We start from the raw sequence: 19,458 nt of genomic DNA, 5'->3' as shown, positions 1-19,458 counted from the left end.
GCCGCGTCCGCGGTCTTGATCCATTCGTCCTGTCATGGCAAGAGTCCAGGTGAACGCCTTGATCAATTGATCAATCATCCGTTACTCGCGGATCAATCACATCTCATCCGCGTTCGGAACTTTATATTCCACAGTATTTCGCGATCATGAATTACCGAAGAAAGTGCAGCTCAGGGGTGGTGTAAGAAATATTCTTGACATATGTCTGCAATGGTTGGAAGTATGTGCCACCCGCAGTCATGACAGTCCCTGCCGGTGGCAGGGAAGCGACGACGGGACAACGGGGATCCATGCGCGAAGAAATCGTCAGCACGGACATTCACGGAAACCAAGAGCCGGATATTCTGCGCGCGCTTGCGCAGCTCTGCCGAGGTTCCACCGGCCGTCAGGAAACCATCGGGCCGGACGAGCCCCTCCATTTGGAATCGCTGGCCGCCACCGCCTTTCGCTCGGCCCTCGAAGCGCGCTGGGACACCGATCTCCCCCTGGACTTCTTCTTCGGGCCGCGCACGCTGCGGGAGATCGCCCGGGCCGTGGCGGGGCAGGCGGCGGCGCGGGGGCCGGCGGCCGGCGAGGAACCGATCAGGCCCGCTCCGGGGGAACGGTTCGAGCCGTTCGCGCTCACCGACGTACAGCAGGCCTACTGGCTCGGCGGCCGTGGCTTCGAAGCGGGCGGCCGGTCCGCGCACTTCTACCTCGAACTCGACATCACCGCCGTCCCGGCCGAACAGGTCGAGGCCGCGTTCCGGCGGCTCGTCGAGCGACACGACATGCTCCGGGCCGTCATGGACGGTGACGGGCGCCAACGGGTGCTTCCCGTCGGCGAGCCCTACCGCGTCGCCCACGCCGACCTCTCCGGGCTCTCCGCCGAGGACCGCGACCGGATTTTGGCCGAGACCCGCGACCGGCTCGCCGGGCAGCGGTTCGACCAGGAGACCTGGCCGCTGTACGAGGTGCGCACCCACACCGTCGCCCCCGACCTGGTCCGGCTGCACTTCAGCGTCGACCTGCTGTTCGTCGACGCCGGGAGCGTCCGGCTCCTGCTCGGCGAGTGGATCAGGCTGATGCTCGAACCGGGAGCGGAACTGCCGGCCCTCGGCGTCACCTTCCGGGACTACGTCGCGGCGCGGGAGGCCCGTCGCGCGACGCCGCGCCACGCGAAGGCCCGGGACTACTGGCTGGGCAGGCTCGGCGAGATCCCGGCCGCCCCCGAGCTGCCCCTCGTCGAGCGGTCCGGCACGGACGCGCCCCGGTTCGTCCGCCGCCGGTTCCGGCTGGACGCCGAGCGCTGGCGCCGGTTCTCCGAACGGGCCGCGAGCCTCGGCGTCACCTCCTCCGCGCTCCTGTGCACGGCCTACGCCGCCGTCCTCCGCACCTGGTCGAAGACGCCGCGGTTCACCGTGAACGTGACGCTCGCGGACCGCCCGTACTGGCACCCGGAACTACCGCACGTGGTCGGCGACTTCACCGGCACCGTCCTGCTCGCCTGCGACCTCGGGGCCACCCCGGCCCTGGACGAGGCCGCGGCCGGACTCCAGCGGCAGTTGCGCGAGGACCTGGAGCACAGCGAGTTCGGCGGCGTCAGGGTGCAGCGGGAAATGGCCCGCGGCGGCCGGCGGGCCCTCATGCCGGTGGTGTTCACCAGCCTCATCCAGGACCGGGGGAGCGGCGTCGAGGACCTGGAGGGGATCGTCTTCACCGAGCGCCACGCGGTGTCCCAGACCCCCCAGGTGTACCTGGACAACCAGGTGGTCTCCCTCGGTGACGGCCTGAACGTCAGTTGGGACGCGGCCGAGGACGTCTTCCCGGCCGGAGTGCTCGACGACATGTTCGCCGCCTACCGGAACCTGCTGGAGACCCTGGCCGACGACCCCGGGCGGGTGCGCGGCCCGGCCGCCGTGCCGCTCCCGGACCGGCAGCTCGCCGTCCGCCGGCGCGTCAACGCCACCGAGGGCCCGCGCCCGGTGGAGGCCCTGCACGCCGCCGTCGACCGACGGCTGCGCGAGCACGGCGACGCGCCCGCGGTGATCGCTCCCGGCCGGGTCCTGTCCCGCCGCGAACTGGACGAGCGCGCCGCGGAGCTGGCCGCCCGCCTCACCGGCCTCGACGTGCTCCCCGGCCACCCGGTCGCGGTCGTGATGCACAAGGGCTGGGAGCAGGTCGTCGCCGTCCTGGGCATCCTCCGGGCCGGCGCCGCCTACCTGCCGGTCGACGCCGGGCTCCCCCCGCAGCGCGTCGCGCAGGTGCTGGCGGCCGCGGAAGCCACGGTCGCCGTCACCCAGCCCGGCATCGAACTCCCCGCAGGACCGCGCGAGGTCGTCGTCGACGCGCGCCGGCCCGCCCCGCCGGACCGGCGAACCGACGTGCCGGTGGACCCGGACGCCCCCGCCTACGTCATCTTCACCTCCGGCTCCACCGGCGAGCCCAAGGGCGTCGTCATCCCGCACGCGGGAGCGGTCAACACGGTCGACGACATCAACCGCCGCTTCCGCGTGGGGGAACGGGACCGGGTGCTCGGCCTGTCGTCGCTCGGCTTCGACCTGTCCGTCTACGACATCTTCGGCGTGCTCGGGGCCGGCGGCACGCTCGTCCTGCCCGCGCCCGAGGACGTCCGCGACCCCGCCCGCTGGTCCGGTCTCCTCGACACCCACGGGGTGACCCTCTGGAACACGGTGCCGGCCCTGATGGAGCTGCTCACCGAACACACCGAGCGCCGCGGCCGCAGACTCCCGGACTCCCTGCGCCTCATCCTGCTCAGCGGTGACTGGATACCCCTGTCCCTGCCGGACCGCATCCGCGCGCTATCCCCCGGCGAACCCCAGATCATCAGCCTCGGCGGGGCCACCGAGGCATCGATCTGGTCGATCGCCCACCCCGTCGAGCGCGTCGCGCCCGACTGGCGGAGCATCCCCTACGGCACTCCGCTGCGCAACCAGACGTTCCACGTGCTCGACGACCACCTGCGTCCCCGCCCCGACCACGTGACGGGCGAGCTGTACATCGGCGGCGTCGGCCTGGCCTCCGGCTACTGGCACGACGAGGAGCGCACGGCCGAACGGTTCCCCGTGCACCCGGAGACCGGTGAACGCCTGTACCGCACCGGGGACCTCGGCCGGTACCGGCCGGACGGCACCCTCGAATTCCTCGGACGCGAGGACCTCCAGGTGAAGATCGGAGGGCACCGGATCGAACTCGGCGAGATCGAGGCCGTGTTGACCCGGCACGAGGCGGTACGGGCCGCCGTCGCGACGGCCGTGGGCCCGGAGCGGGGCGCACGGCGGCTGGTCGCCTACGTGGTGCCCCAGCATCCCGGCCGGCCCCCGGCCGCGGACGCGCTCCGCGCGTTCGTCGCCCGGCACCTGCCCGCGTACATGGTCCCGGGCCGGTTCGCCGTCCTGGAGACCCTGCCGCTCAGCCCCAACGGCAAGGTCGACCGCGCCGCGCTGCCCGAGCCGGAACAGCCGGCCGAGGCCGTCGCCGAGCCACCCGCGAACGAGCGCGAGCGCACCATGGCCGGCGCCTGGGCCTCCGTACTGCCCCGGGGGACCGCCATCGGCCGGCACGACGACTTCTTCGAGGCCGGCGGGGACTCCCTGCTGGGCGTACGGGTGCTGGCCCGGGCCGCCCAGGAGGGCCTCCACCTCACGCCGCAGGAGTTCTTCGCCCACCGCACCGTGGCCGAACAGGCCGCCCTGGCCCGCACCGCGCCGGCGAACGAGGCACCGCAGGGCCTGGTCGAAGGGCCGGTCGGCCTGACCCCCAGCCAGCAGTGGTTCTTCGAGCAGTCCTACGAGAACATGGACCACTGGAACGGCATGTGGCCCGTGTTCGTCCTCGACACCCCGGTGGACCCCGGCCTGCTCGCCGAGGCACTGCGGCAGGTGCTGCGCCGGCACGACGCGCTGCGGACCCGCTTCCGTCGCGTCGACGGGGTGTGGCAGGGGCGGCTGGCGGGCGAGGAGGCGCTCACCGGCTCCCTGGTCGCCTCCGTCGACCTGAGCGACGTGCCCGACGCCGAACTGGAGGCCGTCCTCCGCGAACACGTCGCCGAGCGCAACGGCAGTCTCCACCTCGCCGACGGACCCACGGTCCTGCTCACCTGCTTCGACCTCGGCCCCGCCCGGCCGCCGCGCCTGCTGGTCAGCGCGCACTGGCTGGTGATGGACTACTACTCGTCCCGGGTCTTCTACGAGGACCTGCGCACCGCGTACTTCCACCTGGAGGCCGGCCGGGACGTGGTGCTGCCGCCGAAGACCGCACCGGTCACCTGGTGCGTGGAGCGGCTGGCCGACCACGCGGCGAGCGCGGAGCTCGCCGCCGAACTGCCGCTCTGGACCGGCTTCGTGGACCACCCGCGGCAGCCGGTCCCCGTCGACCTGCACGGCGAGAACGTCCAGTCCTCTGCCGAGCGGCTGTTCGCCACCGTCACCGGTGCCACCGCGGAGACGGTGCTCACCACCCTTCCCCGCCGGCACGGCGTGGAGGTCCGCGAGGCGCTCCTGACCGCCCTCCTGCGCACCGTCACCGCGTGGACGGGAGCCGGAGAGCTGATGGTGGAACTGGAGGGCCACGGCCGCGAACCGGTCTTCGGCGACCTCGACATCGCCCGGACGGTCACCCGGCTCTCGACGCTCTCGCCGATGCTGCTGCGCCGCACCGAAGGATCGGGTCCCCTGGAGGAACTCTTCTCCGTGCGCGACCAGTTGAGGGCGGTACCGCACCGCGGCGTCGGCTACGGCATGCTCCGGTACCTGCACCCCGACCCCGGAATCCGTGCCCGCCTCGCCCGGCTGGCGCCACCGGACGTCGGCTTCAACTTCTGGGGTGACGTCAGCGAGTACTTCACCGGCGACGCGCGCCCGGTGGAGGAGTCCTTCGGCTACCACCGCAGCGGGGCGGGCCGGCGTCCCCGGGTCATCGACCTGATGGCGCTGTCGGAGGGCGGCGAGATCCGGCTCGTCTGGAACTACAGCACCCACCTGCACAACCGGTCCACGATCGAGTCCCTCGCCCGGTCGTTCGGCACCCAACTCGACCGACTGGCGGCGGAGGTACACGCGTCATGATGCTCCGGGCAGGCAAACCGGCCGGGAAGCGGTTCCCGTCCTTGCACACCGTGCGGCGGCGCCGCGGCCGCCCCGCGGACGCGCCCGGCCGCCGGGCCGTGGAGGCGCTGGTCATCGGCGCCGGGCCCAGCGGTCTGTCCGCCGCGGCCATGCTGGAACGCTGCGGTGTCGGCACCGTGGTCCTGGAGCGGACCGACCGGCTCGCGGCACCCTGGCACGACCACTACGACGGGCTGCGCCTGCAGTCCCCGAACTGGATGTCGTTCCTGCCGGGCATGCCGTTCTCCCGCGCGGACGGGACCTGGGTGACCCGGGACCGGCTGCTGGACTACCTGGGCCGCTACGTCACGCACCACGGCATCGAGGTCCGGCACGGCGTCGAGGTCAAACGGGTGGACCGGGCCGCGCAGGGCTGGAGCGTGGCCACCTCGGACGGGGAGTGGCAGGTTCCGGTGGTGGTGGTCGCCACCGGCTACAACCGGGTGCCGTTCATCCCCGACTGGCCGGGCCTGGACGGCTTCACCGGCCGGGTGCTGCACGCCTCCGCGTTCCGCAACGCCGCCCCGTTCACCGGGCGGGACGTCCTCGTGGTGGGGACCGGCAACTCCGGCGCGGAGATCGCCTCGATCGTGTCCCGCGGCGGCGTCCGCCGGACCCGGCTCTCGGTGCGCACCCCACCGCACGTCGTCCGGCGTTCCCTGCTCGGCGTGCCGACCCTGCTGGGTCCGGCCCTGGTGGAGACGCTGCCACCGCGCCTCGGCGACCTCCTGCTCGGCCCGGTCAACCGGCTGTCGGTCGGCAACCTGACCAAGTACGGCCTGTCGGCCCCCCGGGCCGGGCTGTACAGCCAGTACCGGGTCGCCGGCGTCACCCCCGTCATCGACACGGGGTTCCTCGGCGCCCTCCGGGCGGGGCTGATCGAGCCCGTCGCCGCCGTGGACTCCTTCCAGGGCGACCAGGTGATCCTCGGCGACCGCAGCCGCATCCGGCCCGAGGTCGTCATCGCCGCCACGGGATACCGGCGCGGACTCGACGCCCTCGTGGGACACCTGGACGTGCTCGACGCGGACGGCGATCCGCTCACCGACGGGGCCCGGCCCCTGCCCTGGGCGCCGGGCTTCTACTTCATGGGCTACACCCATCCGTTCAGCGGCAACCTGCGCCGGGTCCGCCGGGACGCGCCCCGGCTGGCCCGGGAGGTCGCGGACTACCTGGACCGGCAGACCGCGGCCCGCCCGGGGGCACGCCGCACACAGCGGGCCGGGGGCACGCCGCCCCGGCCCACGGGGGCGCCGGCCGCTCGGCCGGCGGGAACTCAGGGGGAGAGCGATGCACACGAGTGACGTCATACCGGCCGGAGCGGCCGACCGCGAAGAAGCGGCGGCCCAGGGCGGCCCGGCCATCGGATACCCGCGCCCGGAGATCGTCTTCGGGGCGGCCACCGTCCCCGACGTCCTGGAGCGCGTGGCCCGGGGCGGGCCCGGATTCCTGCTCGTCGACAAGGACCTGAAGGAGACGCCGCTGCCGGGAGCGGTGCTCGCCGCGACGGCCCGGCGGGTCGCGGCGGCCCTCGCCCTCCGGGGAGTGGGGCCCGGCGACCGGGTGGCCGTCATGTCGTCGACGTCGTCGGCGTTCCTCTGCACCCTCTTCGGGGTGTGGCGGGCCGGTGCCGTACCGGTGATCGTTCCGCTGCCCCACCGGCTGGCCGACCTGGGCGACCTGATGGCGGAGACGGAGCGGCGCCTGGACCACGTCGGCGCCCGCTGCCTGGTGGTGTCCGACGCCTTCCACGGCTTCGTGGGGCGGCGCCTGGGCCGTGGGGTCCGCCCGGACCGGCCCCTGGTCGCCTGTTCCGAACTGGTCTCCCACCAGGGCCCGGCCCCCGCGCCGGCCGACTGCGCGCCGGACGACGTCGCCTACCTCCAGTTCACCTCCGGCACCACCGGCACGCCCAAGGCCGTCACTCTGACACACCGTCAGATCCTGACGAACGCGGCCGTGGCCTGGCGGACGCTGGGCATGGACGACGGGCCGCCTGGGGTGGTCGTCCACTGGCTGCCGCTCTACCACGACATGGGACTGATCTCCACGCTGGCCGCGCTGGCCGGCGGGGCCCGGCTCGTGCTCCAGCCGCCCGAGGAGTTCCTGGCCCGGCCGGACTCCTGGGTCGACGCGCTCTCCCGCTACGGCGCCACCCACACCGTGGCGCCCAACTTCGCCTACGGGCTGGCCGCCCGGGGCATGGCGGAGCGCCCGCGGCCCCTGGACCTGTCGGCGCTGCGGATGTGCGGTGACGGCGCCGAGCCGATCCGGCTGTCCAACCTGGACGCCTTCGCCGAGGCGGGGGCCGCCCACGGCCTGCGCCCCGAGGCGATCACGCCGATGTACGGCCTCGCCGAGGCGACCCTGGCCGTCGCCATCAGCCCGTACGACCGGCCGATGGTCCGTGAGCGGGTGGCCGCCGGCCGGCTCGCCGCGGAGCGGGTGGCCGAGCCCGTACCCGCCGGCTCCCCGGACGCCCGGGAGCTCGTGGTGTGCGGTCCGCCCGTCCCCGGCGTGCGCATCCGGATCACCGGTGACGACGGGACGGAGCTCGGCCCGCGCCGGGTGGGCGAAGTGTGCCTGCGCGGCCCCTCGGTGATGCGCGGGTACTGGGACGCCCCCGAGGCCACCGCCGAGGTGATCCGGGACGGCTGGCTCCACACGGGTGACCTCGGCTACCTCACGGAGGACGGGCTGGTCGTCTGCGGACGCATCAAGGACGTGATCATCGCCGGTGGCCGCAACCTCTACCCCGAGGAGTACGAACACCTCTCCTGCGAGGTGGACGGAGTGGGCCAGGTCTGCGCCGCCTTCGGCCTGCCCGACACCGAACGGGTCGTGGTGGTCGCGGAGATCGGCCGGAGCGGCGACGACGCGGCCGGGCTGGCCGGACGGGTCATGACCAGGCTGCGGGAACGCCTGGGACACGCCCCGGACCGGGTGGTCATCGTTCCCCGGCAGGCCATTCCCCGCACCTCCTCCGGGAAGACCCGGCGCGCCCGGTGCCGGCAGCTCTTCTTCGCCGGCGAGCTGCGCGAGCTGGCGAGCGTGGGCCGGTGAGCCCCCGCGGGAAGGGCGGGGGCGTGCCGCCCCGGGAGGCGGACGTGGTGGTGGTCGGAGCCGGGCTCGCCGGCCTCACGGCCGCGGACACCCTGCGGAAGGCCGGCCTCGAGCCGCTGGTCCTCGAAGCGCGGGACCGGGTCGGCGGCCGGGTCCTGGGGGAGCCGCTGGACGAACGGGTCTCGCTCGACCTGGGCGGCACCTGGTTCGGCCCGTCGAAGCACCGGCTGATCGCGCTGGCCGCCGAGTTGGGCATCGGCTCGCACCCCACCTACGACCGGGGCGCCCGGCTGCTGGATCACGGCGGGCGGGTGCGCCGGTTCCGGGCCGGGCTGCCGCCCGTCCCCCTGCCGGACCTGGTGGCCGCCGGCCGCGCGACCGCCGGTCTCGACACGCTGGCCCGCACCCTGCCCCGGGAGGCGCCCTGGCTCGCCGCCCACGCCCCGGAGTGGGACCGGCTGAGCCTGGGCCGGTGGCTGGACGACCGGATCGGGACGGGCCGCGGGCGCGCCCTGGTGGACCTCGCGGTCCGTACCGTCTGGGGGGCCGAGCCGCATCAGGTCACCCTGTTGCAGGCGCTTGCCTACATCGACTCGCTGGGGGGCTTCGAGGCCCTGACGCGGGTCAAGGGCGGGCTGATGGCCGACCGCTTCCTGGGCGGCGCCCACCGCGTCGCCGACGCCCTCGCCGACCGACTGCGCGGAAGGGTGCTGCTCGGGAACGCCGTGCGCCGCGTCCGGCAGTCGGCCTCCGGGGTGGAGGCGGAAACCGACACGACGACGGTCCGGGCCCGCCGGGCCGTGGTGGCGGTGCCACCCGCCCTGGCCGCCGAAATCGACTTCACGCCCGGGCTCCCCGCCGCCCGGACCCGCGCCCTGCGGGGCCTGCCGATGGGCGCGATCGTCAAGGTCTTCGCCGTGTACGACCAGCCGTTCTGGCGCGAGCGGGGGCTGAACGGGCAGATGGTCAGCGACCGTCCGCCGGTCTCCTCGACCTTCGACCTCTCACCGCTGGACGGCTCGCACGGCGTCCTCGCGGGCTTCGTCCCGGGCGGTTGGGCGCACGCGTTCTCCGCGCTGCCGGCCGGGGAGCGCAAGGACGCCGTCCTCGCCTCCCTGGCCCGGGTGTACGGGCCGGCGGCCCGGCAGGTCAAACGCTATGTGGAGAAGGACTGGACGGCCGACCCCCATGCCCGGGGCTGCTACTTCGGCCTCGCCGAACAGGGCCTGATCACCGGCCCGCTCGCCGACATGGGCACCCCCGACGGGCTGGTGCACTGGGCGGGAGCGGAGACGACCTGGCAGTCCTTCGGCGGGATGGAGGGCGCCGTGGCCTCCGGACAGCGGGCCGCGCGACGGATCCTCGCGGCACTGGACGGCGAACGGCACGCGGCACCGGAACCCGGGCCCGCGGAACCGGAGGAGGTGTCGTGACCGTGGCCGCCGACGAGCTCTGGTTCCGCCGGCTGTCCGGCCCTCCGGCCGGCTCCGCGGTCCTCCACCTGCTCTGCTTTCCCCCCGCGGGGGCCGGCCCTGAGGCGTTCCGGCACCTGTCCGGAGCGCTGCCGGACGTCGCGCTGCCGGACGTCGCGCTGTGGGCCGTGCACCTGCCGGGCCGCGGCACCCGGCTCGGCGAGGAACCGCGGCGCTCGCTCGACGGGCTGGCCGAGGAGATCACCGGCCACGTGGTGTCGTGGCCCGGGAGCGCGCACCCGTACGCCCTGCTCGGGCACAGCATGGGCGCGGCCCTGGCCTACGCGGTGTCCGTGCGGCTGGCCGGGCTCCCGGTACGGCAGCCGGACGCCCTGGTGGCCTGCGCCCGGGACGCGCCCGGCGGGCCCGCCCGCCGGCGGCCGGTGTCCCACCTGCCGACGCCGCTGTTCGCCGAGCACCTGCGCCGGATGGGCGGGACCCCGGCCGAAGTCCTTGACGAGCCGGCCGTGTTCGCGGTCTTCGAACCGATGCTGCGGGCCGATTTCTCGGCCGTCGAACACTGGCGGCCGCGGCCGGCCCCGCCCCTCGCGCAACCGATCGCGGTGGTCGGGAGCCGGGACGACCCGGAGACCCGACCCGAGGGGCTCGCCGCCTGGCACGCTCTGACCTCGGCGGCCTGCACCCTCGACTGGGTCCCCGGGGGTCACTTCTTTCCGGACAGCCACCCCCGCGCGTTCGCCGAGACGCTGGCCCGCCGGCTACCGACGGGACGACAACAGCCCGCGGGCCTTGGTCCGCACATTGAATCCCGCTTTTAGCGCGCGGTCCGCTGCCGACCCGTCGGGCGGCAGCAGACCGATGTTCCTGGCCAGGGAAAGCCCATCCATATGAATCGTATTGGAGCGAATGAAGGCACCGTCCGTCTCCATGATGTCGACACCGTGCAGGGAGATCCGCCTGCCGGTCGCCGATATCCCCTGGAGCGGGGTGCCGCGGAACGTCCCGAAGCCATTCCACACCACTACCACGCAGCCGTCCTGCGCTATCTCCCGCTCCACTTCGAGATGGAAGTCGGGCAACGCGGACAGCAATTCGGTGAAATACCGGCGGATCGCCGTCTCGCCCCGGTACACACCGCTGCCGACCACGTGGTAGACCGTGTCGTCGCACCAGAAATCGGCCATCGAGAGATCGTGCGCGTTGATGACGGCGAAGGACCGGCGCGCCAGTTCCTTCGGATCCGCACTCCGCGGATCTGCGTTCCGCAGCGGGCCCGGCATTCCGTACCTCCCTCGTTTCTGCTTTCCCGGGAAGAGTGGCACACGGATACGGTCCGGGGGAAGGGAATCCGGCGAGCCGAAGGAAATACCGTGCGGCGCAACGCACTTCGGCTTGATCCGCACTGGTTTCGACCGGACAGGTTCTGCACATGATGGGAAGGCGGACCGACAGGTGACCGGAAAAGGGCGTGGGAACGGGGAGAGGAGTGGGGTGCGGAATCACTTCGTGATCAGGCACGCGCGATGGGTGCTGTGGGTGGGCGCCCTGTTCATCGCGGGATGCGCCGCGTTCGGCCTCTCGGTCTCCGACCATGTGACGCCCTACGACGCGACCAACCCCTCGTCGGACAGTGTCCGCGCCGACGAACTGGTCCAGAGATCCGCCCACTTCAACCCCAACCCCGGCATCACCGTGATCGTGGACGCCCCGGGCGGGACCGGTGGCACCGAGGCACGGGACCGCGTCTCCCGCGTGGTCGGCGAACTGCGCGGACACCTCCAGATCGCGCGGGTCTCCAGCCTGCTCGACCCCCAGGGCGGATCCCTGGTCTCCAAGGACGGCAAGGCCACCGTGGTCGTCGCCAACTTCGGGCAGGTCTCGGTCAAGGAACGGCAGAACGTCGCGCAGGACGTCCTCGACGCCTTCGCCGGCACTCCCTGGGCGGCCGTCGGCGGCATCGACACCGCGCAGGCCCAGATCAACAAGACCTCCGCCGACGACCTCCTCACCGCCGAGACGCTGGCGTTCCCCGTCCTGTTCCTGCTGGCGCTCTGGTTCTTCCGGGGGCTGGTCGCCGCGCTGATGCCGCTGCTGGTCGCCGGCGTCACCGTGGTGATGACCTACTTCACGCTGCGGGTGTTCACCGAGCTGACCACCGTCTCGATCTTCGCCCTCAACCTGGTCACCGGCCTCGGCCTCGGCCTCGCCATCGACTACAGCCTGCTGTTCATCAGCCGCTACCGCGAGGAACGCGCCCGCACGGACACCCACCAGGACGCGCTGCGCGTCACCCTGCGGACCGCGGGCCGCACCATCGTGTTCAGCGCCCTGACCGTCGCCGGGGCCCTCGCCTCGCTGACCGTCTTCGAGGAGAACTTCCTGCTCTCCATGGGCATCGCCGGCATCGCCGTCCCCCTGCTCGCGGTCTTCGCCACACTCGTCGTCCTGCCCGCCGTACTCGCCGTGCTGGGCCACCGCATCGACGCGCTCGCCCCCTCCCGACTGCGCAGGCGCGCCGACTCCGAGTCCCACGCCGGCCGTTCCGGCGGGTGGTACCGGCTCGCCTCGTTCGTCATGCGCCGCCCCGCCCGGATCGCGCTGGCGGGCCTCGCCGTCCTGGTCGTGCTCGGACTCCCGTCGCTGGGCACGAAGTTCGTCATCGCCGACGAGCGGGTCCTGCCCGACACCCGCAGCAGCCACGCCGTCGCCGACACACTGCGCGAGGACTTCGGCCCCGCCCTCTCCCGCGCCGTCTACGTCGTCGTGGAGGACGACGCCCGGGCGGCCGCTCCCCTCGTACCGCGGATCAAGGCGCTGCCGAACACGGCGTTCGTCGGCCCGCCCGTGCCGCTGTCCGACCACACCTCCCTCATCACGGTGCAGCCCGCCTCCGCCCCCCTGTCGGAGGACGGCAAAAAGCTGGTGCGGGACATCCGCGGCCTCGACGCGCCCACGGCCTTCCTGGTGGGCGGCGAGTCGGCCCGCTTCGTCGACCAGGGCAGCAGCCTCGGCGACCGGCTGCCGTGGGCGGTGCTCGTGGTGGTGCTCGCCACGGTGGTCTTCCTGTTCCTCGCCACCGGTTCCGCGACGCTGCCGCTGGTCTCCCTGGTGATGAACGGCCTGACGGTGGCCGCCGCCTTCGGCGCCCTGGTCTTCGTCTTCCAGGACGGCCGGCTGGAGGGCGTCCTGGACTACCGCAGCACCGGCGCCCTCGACACCACCCAGCCGATCCTCATCATGGCGATGGTCCTCGGACTGTCCACCGACTACACGGTGTTCCTGCTGTCCAGGATCAAAGAGGCGCACGACTCCGGGCTCGGCACCCGGGACGCCGTGGCCGTCAGCGTCGAACGCACCGGCCGCATCATCACCGCCGCCGCCCTGATGTTCTGCGTGGCGATGGTCGCGTTCTCCATCTCCGAGATCGTCTTCCTCAAGGAGATCGGGCTGGGCGTGGCCTTCGCCGTCCTGCTCGACGCCACCCTGGTCCGCTCGACGCTGGTGCCCGCCCTGATGGAACTGATGGGCAAGGGCAACTGGTGGTCCCCGCGACCGCTGCGCCTGCTCCACCGGCGCATCGGGCTGAGCGAATCGGACGGCGCGCCCCTGCCGCACCCTCCGGGCCACCCCGGCGCGACCACCGAGGCCGCCGCCCGGACCGACGGCGAGAACGCGCGCGACCCGGCCGTGCGCGGCGACTGACCGACAGCGACCGACCGACCGACAGCGAGCGAGCGACCGACAACGACCGACGACGGCGACCGAGCCGACCGTGAAAGGCAGGAGCGCAGATGCCATTGGACGCCTTCACCCTCCCCGACGGCACCCACATCCGTTACACCAAACGCACCGATTCCCCCGCGACCGAAGGGTTCGAGATCGAGATGACGGTGCCGCGGCACGGTACCGCCACCCCGCCGCACACCCACCCGGCGCAGACCGACGAGTTCTACGTGCGGTCCGGCCGGGTCGAGATCTTCCTGGACGGCACCTGGCACACCCGGGGCCCCGGTGAGGAACTGATCGTGCGGCCCGGCCATGTGCACACGTACCGCAACAACTTCCACGAGCCCGTCGTCATCCGCAATGTGCACCAGCCGGCCGGCAGTTTCCAGGAATACCTCGACCGCATGGGCCTCCTGGTCCGGCAGGGGAAGATCACGAAGATGAGCGGTCCGAAGACGCTCACCTACATGTCGATCCTGTTCACCGAACACACCGACGCGATGCGTCTGCACAGCCCGGTCCTGCGGGCCGTGACCACCGTGCTCGCGACCGTCGCCAGGCTGCTGGGGCTGCGGGCGCCGCGCCCCTGAGGCGGGCCGGCGGCGCCGCGATCGCGGCACCGCCCCCGACGCGCCGGGGTCTGCCGCCGGGTGCGCGTCTCCGGGCCGTCTCCCGGCCGTCTCCGTGCTCTCTCCGGGGGCTCCGCGTTTCCCGCCGGGGGACGAGGATGGGCGCGCACCCCCGGGACACCCTTGGCGCGCCCCTGACGCGGCGCGGCCCCGGCGTTTCACCGTCGGCCGCTCCCCGACGACGCCGTCCCCACCCGGAACCGCCGTGGCCGGGCGGACGGACAACGTACGCCGACCCCCTCTGAGTTCCCTCCTCCATCTGTACAGTGACGCCAACTCAGGTGTCACGTATGTCACTTGACGTGCATCACAGCTCTGGTGCATCAGTGGAGGATGTGTGAGATCGAGACGTTTCAGACGAACCATGGCCGCTGCCGCGACGCTCGCCGTCGGGGTGGCGGTCGTGCAGATACCGCCGGGGGCGTGGGCGTCGGGCGAAGGGACCGTCAAGCCGCCGGCCGGGCAAGGAGCGGAGCGCGGGGGTGACCCGGCCGCGGTGCCGGCCGGGGAACGCGCGGCGACGCTCGGGGACGGGTGGCGGACGTCCGGGGACCGGGCGTGGACGACGACCGGCGACGGCACCGGCTTACACGTGCTGGTCGCCGAGAAGAAGGCGGGCTACGCCTGGAAGACCGCGGCCACGCTCTCCGAGCCCGGGTTCGACGCCGACATGTGGATCGGCAACGCGTGTGTCACGGGCTCGGGGCAGCGGGCGGTCGTCGCCTACGCGCCGCGCACCTTCACCAACAAGCCCGAACTGATGGCCCGCGGCGCGTTCACCGCCGTCGTGGACCTCACCACCGGCCGGGTGACCAAGCTCGACCGCCAGGCGTCGCTCGCCTACTTCAGCCCCGGCTGCGGAACCGGCGAGACCGCCGTGCTCACCCAGGCCGGCGGCGAGAGCAGGAACGCCACCCGGCTCGTCGAGGTCGACGCGGCGGCCGGCAAGCGCGGCCGGACCATCGAGGTCAAGGGACAGGTCACCTCGGCCGTCCCGGTCGGCGGGAGCATCGTCGCCGCCGACGCCGCCCGACTGGTGCGCATCGACGCCTCGGGCGCGCGGCGGGTGATCGCCCGCACCGACCGCGTCCCGTTCCAGCTCAAGCCGGACGCCGAAGGCGGCGTGGTCTACCTCGACCGCGCCGGCGCCAAGCCGTCCGCCACCGGGGCGCCGGACGACCGGACGCAGGGTGTGGTCAAGCGCGTCACGGCGAAGGAGATCGCCGCCGCGGACGCCGGACGGACCCGCCCGCCGGTGCTCGCCCGCGGCCCGCTGACGAAGATGGACGTCACCGGCAGCGCCGACGGGAAGGTCTTCGTCACCGGCGCCACCGAGGCTGCGGGGAAGCTGCCCGGCCCGGTGCGGCGCGTCGCGGCACCGAAGGACGCCCGCGCCACCACCCGCGGCGAGGCCCTGGTCACCGACGTGCGATGGGCCGACGGCAAGGACTCCCGGGTCAGCCCCGAGGAAGCCTCGGCCCCCCGCCCGGTCGACATCGGGCTGACCGTCAACGGCACCGGCAGGAAAGCCGCGTTCCGGGTCGCCCCCGACCGGACCGTCATCGGCCGGCCCGGTCAGGGCAGCGCCCCGTCGCCCGTCCTCGGAACCCCCGGCGGCAAACCGAAGGGCGCCAAGGCGCACAACTCCTTCGCCGGCACCGCCGAGCCCGAGCGCTACTGCTCGGTGCCGCGCAACGACCCCGCCAAACAGGCCATGCAGCCCAAGCCGCGGCAGGTCGAATGGGCGGTGGACCAGGCCATCACCAACAACCTGAACAAGCACATATCGCGCCCCGCCAACTGGAAGAACCTCGGCATGGGCGCCTACCAGCCCCAGAGCCTCTTCCCCCTCAAGGGGCTGGACGGCGGCGGCCGGATCCCCGCGCAGGTGATGCTCGGCATCACCGCGCAGGAGTCCAACATGTGGCAGGCCTCCCGGGTCGTGGTACCGGGCGTGACCGGCAACCCGCTCATCGGCAACTACTACGGCGTCCAGTACTCGGCCGACGGCCAGCAGAACGACCCGTGGTGGATCAGTTGGTCCGAGGCCGACTGCGGTTACGGCATCACCCAGGTGACCGACGGCATGCGCATGCACGGCAAGGAGAAGAAGGACGAGAAGCCGCTCTCCACGCTCCAGCAGGAGGCCGTCGCGCTGGACTACACGGCGAACATCGCCGCCGGCGTCAACATCCTGGTCGAGAAGTGGAACGTGACCCGCGCCGACGGCCTGATCGTCAACAACGGCGACCCGAAGTGGCTGGAGAACTGGTTCTTCGCCCTCTGGGCCTACAACTCCGGCTACTACCCCCGCGCCAAGGCCGGTGAACACGACGGCCTGTGGGGCGTCGGCTTCACCAACAACCCGGCCAACCCGCTGTGGAAGGCCAACCGCACCCCCTTCCTGGAGAACGGGGTGGGCGGCGACGACTACTCGCAGGCCGCGCACCCGCAGGACTGGCCCTACCAGGAGAAGGTCCTCGGCTGGGCGGCGCGCCCGCTGGAGGCCCTCGAGTCACCCGGCAAGCTGGTGCACGGCTTCCGTCCCGCCTGGTGGACCGTTCCCGCCTACCGCACCCAGGTCAAGCCGCCGGAGAGCCTGTTCTGCACCCAGGCCAACGAGTGCGACCCGAGCAGGATCGGCCCGAACGACAAGAACGAGCCCGGCCTGGGCGCCTGCAACCGCCTGGACCTCAAGTGCTGGTGGAACCAGAAGGTCACGTGGAAGGACTGCGACAAGAAGCAGTGCGGAAACGAGATCCTGCGCTTCGACGACACCTACAAGGAGGAGGCCGACGGCACCGCCTACCCGCCGAAGTGCACCACCGAGGGGCTGCCTGACAACGCCATGGTCGTCGACGACGTGCCGCCGGGCACCCCGGTGATGCGCCCCGACTGCCCGACGCCGCGGCAGACCAGCGGGACGTTCACCCTCGACTTCGACACCCCGGCCGGAAGGATGGACTTCCAGCAGCTCGGGGCGGGCTACGCCGGCCACTTCTGGTTCGCGCACACTCGCAAGGCGGACGACGAGCGCGGCCGGCTGAAGGTCGTCGGCACCTGGGCGTTCGACCAGACGGTGAACGGCGCCGCCAAGGTGCTGGTCCACCTCCCGGACCACGGCGCGCAGACCAAGCGGGCGCGGTACGAGATCGAGACCGCCAAGGGGACCAGGACCCGGATCGTCAGCCAGCCCGGTGACGGCAACCGGTGGGTCACCATCGGCGCGTTCCTCTTCAACGGCGCCCCCAAGGTGCGGCTGAGCTCGGTCACCGACGACGGCAAGGGTGAACAGGACATCGCCTTCGACGCCGTCGCCGTCGCGCCGATCAACGCCACCTACAAGGAGCGCCGGTTCGACGCGGTGTCGATCTTCGACCCCAACCAGGAGACCAACACCAACCTGCCGTGGCTGATGAACACGCCGCTGCGGACGATGACCACGATGTACGACTGGGCGATGGGCCTCACCGAGGGCGGCAAGGTCTGGGACGACCCCGACAAGACCCAGCGCGGCATCCTGCAGTTGCCCGCGTGCTCGTCCCCCGGCAAGGGGTGCGTCATGCCCGAGACCGCGGGCGCCGCCCGCCGGTGGCGGGACCAGATCGTCGCCGGCGGCAAGGGCCCGGTTCCCGGCAGCGGGGCGCCGTCGATGTCCCAGCCCATCTGGATGGCGATGGCCAACCCGCGCCCCGACCCGTCGGTGGACCCCAACCAGGCCTTCGCCAGCAAGCACGACTACAAGCTGAAGACGCACACGGACGTCGGCTTCCTCGTCGGCGACGACGGGAAGATCATCGAGGGCTCCGAGGACGTCGGCACCCAGCAGATCGTCGGTGACGCGCACATCGCGCCGTTCGTCCGCGACTTCATGCTCGCCGTCCAGAAGGACTACGGCATCGCGCCGCCCGACCTCCGCTTCGACGAGATCGACGCCAACGTCTACAGCGGTGCCAAGACCCAGGTGGACCCCATCGGCACGGGGAACGTCCCGGGCCAGGCGTACATCTCCAACGTCCGCGCGCCGAAGATCGTCGAGGACGGCAAGTGCGTGGAGACGCGGAGCGTCATGGGCGGTGTCCACGGCTTCCGCGCCATGATCGCCCAGTCGTCCGTCGACACCAACGCGTCGGCCTGGGTGGACGCGGTGAAGGGCAACGCCAACGTGCCCGAGGAAGTCGGCCGGATGGCCGGTGACATCTACAGCATGTTCTTCCGGTACCGCGGTCCCAGCAACGTCGCCGGTTCGCAGATCGGCAACGCGCCGCCCATCTGGCAGAACGTCAGCATGGCGTTCTGCGCGGACGGTTCGGTCCGTTCGACCCAGCGGGCGGACGGCGCCGGCACCGCGCCCCAGCGCGGCCTCGTGTACAGCAGCTTCATGCCCGACCTGTGGCTGTACCTCGACGGCAAGGTCGTCGACAACGAGGGGAAGCCGTCCAACGGCCCGGTGCACAACGGCGACTGGAAGAAGTTCTCCAACGTCCCCGACCTCAAGTACGACAACGCCTTCGGCATCTGCGACATCACCACCCGGGGACGGGGCGGCAACCCGTGGGCGATCAAGGAGCCCGTGCCCGTGATCGGTGACCCGCCGTCCAAGCGGCCGGGCGCCGGCATCTACTGTGACAACAAGGCCCACGAGGACGTGTTCGACTAGACCGACGGTCCTGCCGGTCCCGGCGGTTCCGTCGACTGACGACATCGCCGGTCCCGGCGGTCGCGGCAGACCGGCCGGGACGCGTCCTGTACCGACGAAACACCCCCGGGGCGTCCGCCCCGGGGAGCGCACGGCGGCCGGGTGCCGCGGGGGTCCGGTGGACATGGGCTCCCGCGGCACCCGGTCCGCGTCCGGCAGCGGACAGGCATCCGGCGGTGGGCACGATCCGGCACCGGGAACGCGGAAAGGCGTGATGGGGCGATGGGAAAGAACAGGCTCATGGGCCTGGTACCGGTCCTCGCGGCCGGAACCCTGGCGGCCGTCGTGGCGGTGCTCTGGGACACCGAGAAACACATGGCCCGCGTCACCGCGGTCCTGCTGGCCGTACTGTCCGCGGCAGCCCTGGCCACCTGGGGTGATCTCGTCCTCAGGCACCGGTTCGGCCGACCGGTCCCGGGCCCCGCCGTCGCCTCCTGCTACTTCGCCTGGCTGATCAGCGTGACCTGGCTGGTGGGCGTGCCGGTGTCGATGTTCCTGGCCGTCTTCACGATCCTCCTCGGCGCGCCGCTGTGCGCGCTGGCCTGGTTCGGCCACATCCTCACCCTCTCGGGCCGGCGGGCCGGAACGGTCGTCCAGGCGGTCCTGGCCGCGGGCGGCGCGTCGCTCGCCCTGTGGGGGCCCCTCGACGACGCTTTCTGGACACCCGTGTTCTGGGTCTTCGCCGCCCTCCTGGTGGCCCTGCTCGCGAGCCGGGTGACGGCGGAGCGCGCGGCGGCCGGATCCGGTCGCACGGACGGCCGGCGGGTCCCGCCCGCGGCGTAGGCTGCGGCGGGGGCGTGTGG

10 protein-coding genes are annotated in these 19,458 nt (G+C 72.6%); 9 read left to right on the top strand and 1 reads right to left on the bottom strand.

Annotated elements, in window-relative coordinates:
* The first annotated feature begins 419 nt into the window (after positions 1-419).
* Genes ACZ6X9_RS23615 through ACZ6X9_RS23595 form a run of 5 tightly spaced genes read left to right on the top strand, consistent with a single transcriptional unit; the run spans position 420 to position 10,419 of the window.
* A complete protein-coding gene (locus ACZ6X9_RS23615) occupies positions 420-5,066 on the top strand; it encodes an amino acid adenylation domain-containing protein (protein WP_469779980.1) in 4,647 nt (1,548 codons plus the stop codon).
* Positions 5,063-6,409: a flavin-containing monooxygenase gene (locus ACZ6X9_RS23610; protein WP_469779979.1), complete on the top strand. Its 1,347-nt coding sequence runs from the start codon at positions 5,063-5,065 to the stop codon at positions 6,407-6,409. The genes ACZ6X9_RS23615 and ACZ6X9_RS23610 overlap by 4 nt, the downstream gene beginning before the upstream one ends.
* Entirely contained in the window at positions 6,396-8,168 is a 1,773-nt protein-coding gene (locus ACZ6X9_RS23605) for an AMP-binding protein (protein ID WP_469779978.1), read from the top strand. The genes ACZ6X9_RS23610 and ACZ6X9_RS23605 overlap by 14 nt, the downstream gene beginning before the upstream one ends.
* Positions 8,165-9,601, top strand: coding sequence for a flavin monoamine oxidase family protein (locus ACZ6X9_RS23600; RefSeq protein ID WP_469779977.1), 1,437 nt, complete (start codon positions 8,165-8,167; stop codon positions 9,599-9,601). Before ACZ6X9_RS23605 ends, ACZ6X9_RS23600 begins: the two co-directional genes overlap by 4 nt.
* Positions 9,598-10,419, top strand: a complete 822-nt coding sequence (locus ACZ6X9_RS23595) for a thioesterase II family protein (RefSeq protein ID WP_469779976.1) — start codon at positions 9,598-9,600, stop codon at positions 10,417-10,419. Before ACZ6X9_RS23600 ends, ACZ6X9_RS23595 begins: the two co-directional genes overlap by 4 nt.
* On the opposite strand, the gene ACZ6X9_RS23590 is transcribed toward ACZ6X9_RS23595, so the two are convergent.
* On the bottom strand, positions 10,360-10,881 hold the full coding sequence (locus ACZ6X9_RS23590; protein ID WP_469779975.1) for an ester cyclase: 522 nt from the start codon (positions 10,879-10,881) through the stop codon (positions 10,360-10,362). The genes ACZ6X9_RS23595 and ACZ6X9_RS23590 overlap by 60 nt on opposite strands.
* Before the next feature lie 211 nt (positions 10,882-11,092).
* Between ACZ6X9_RS23590 and ACZ6X9_RS23585 the strand changes: the two genes are divergently transcribed.
* From ACZ6X9_RS23585 to ACZ6X9_RS23570, 4 genes are all read left to right on the top strand, one after another.
* Positions 11,093-13,303, top strand: coding sequence for an MMPL family transporter (locus ACZ6X9_RS23585; protein ID WP_469779974.1), 2,211 nt, complete (start codon positions 11,093-11,095; stop codon positions 13,301-13,303).
* 89 nt (positions 13,304-13,392) lie between these two features.
* The gene (locus tag ACZ6X9_RS23580) at positions 13,393-13,917 is read left to right on the top strand and encodes a cupin domain-containing protein (protein ID WP_469779973.1); all 525 of its coding nucleotides are present in this window, start codon (positions 13,393-13,395) and stop codon (positions 13,915-13,917) included.
* 403 nt (positions 13,918-14,320) lie between these two features.
* The gene (locus ACZ6X9_RS23575) at positions 14,321-18,616 is read left to right on the top strand and encodes a golvesin C-terminal-like domain-containing protein (RefSeq protein WP_469779972.1); all 4,296 of its coding nucleotides are present in this window, start codon (positions 14,321-14,323) and stop codon (positions 18,614-18,616) included.
* 261 nt (positions 18,617-18,877) lie between these two features.
* Complete coding sequence (locus ACZ6X9_RS23570; RefSeq protein WP_469779971.1) at positions 18,878-19,438, top strand: hypothetical protein; 561 nt, start codon at positions 18,878-18,880, stop codon at positions 19,436-19,438.
* The last annotated feature ends 20 nt before the right edge of the window (positions 19,439-19,458 follow it).

The sequence above is a fragment of the Streptomyces sp. NPDC052910 genome, from assembly GCF_055585605.1.
Note: the sequence above shows the minus strand (reverse complement) of the source record. Positions and strands in the feature narration are given on the sequence as shown.

What these genes read in the sequence shown, in the direction of transcription:
- ACZ6X9_RS23570 (WP_469779971.1), top strand. Translation starts at nt 18,878, where the DNA reads ATGGGAAAGAACAGGCTCATGGGCCTGGTACCGGTCCTCGCGGCCGGA.
- ACZ6X9_RS23575 (WP_469779972.1), top strand. Translation starts at nt 14,321, where the DNA reads ATGGCCGCTGCCGCGACGCTCGCCGTCGGGGTGGCGGTCGTGCAGATA.
- ACZ6X9_RS23590 (WP_469779975.1), bottom strand. Translation starts at nt 10,881, where the DNA reads ATGCCGGGCCCGCTGCGGAACGCAGATCCGCGGAGTGCGGATCCGAAG.
- ACZ6X9_RS23610 (WP_469779979.1), top strand. Translation starts at nt 5,063, where the DNA reads ATGATGCTCCGGGCAGGCAAACCGGCCGGGAAGCGGTTCCCGTCCTTG.
- ACZ6X9_RS23580 (WP_469779973.1), top strand. Translation starts at nt 13,393, where the DNA reads ATGCCATTGGACGCCTTCACCCTCCCCGACGGCACCCACATCCGTTAC.
- ACZ6X9_RS23605 (WP_469779978.1), top strand. Translation starts at nt 6,396, where the DNA reads ATGCACACGAGTGACGTCATACCGGCCGGAGCGGCCGACCGCGAAGAA.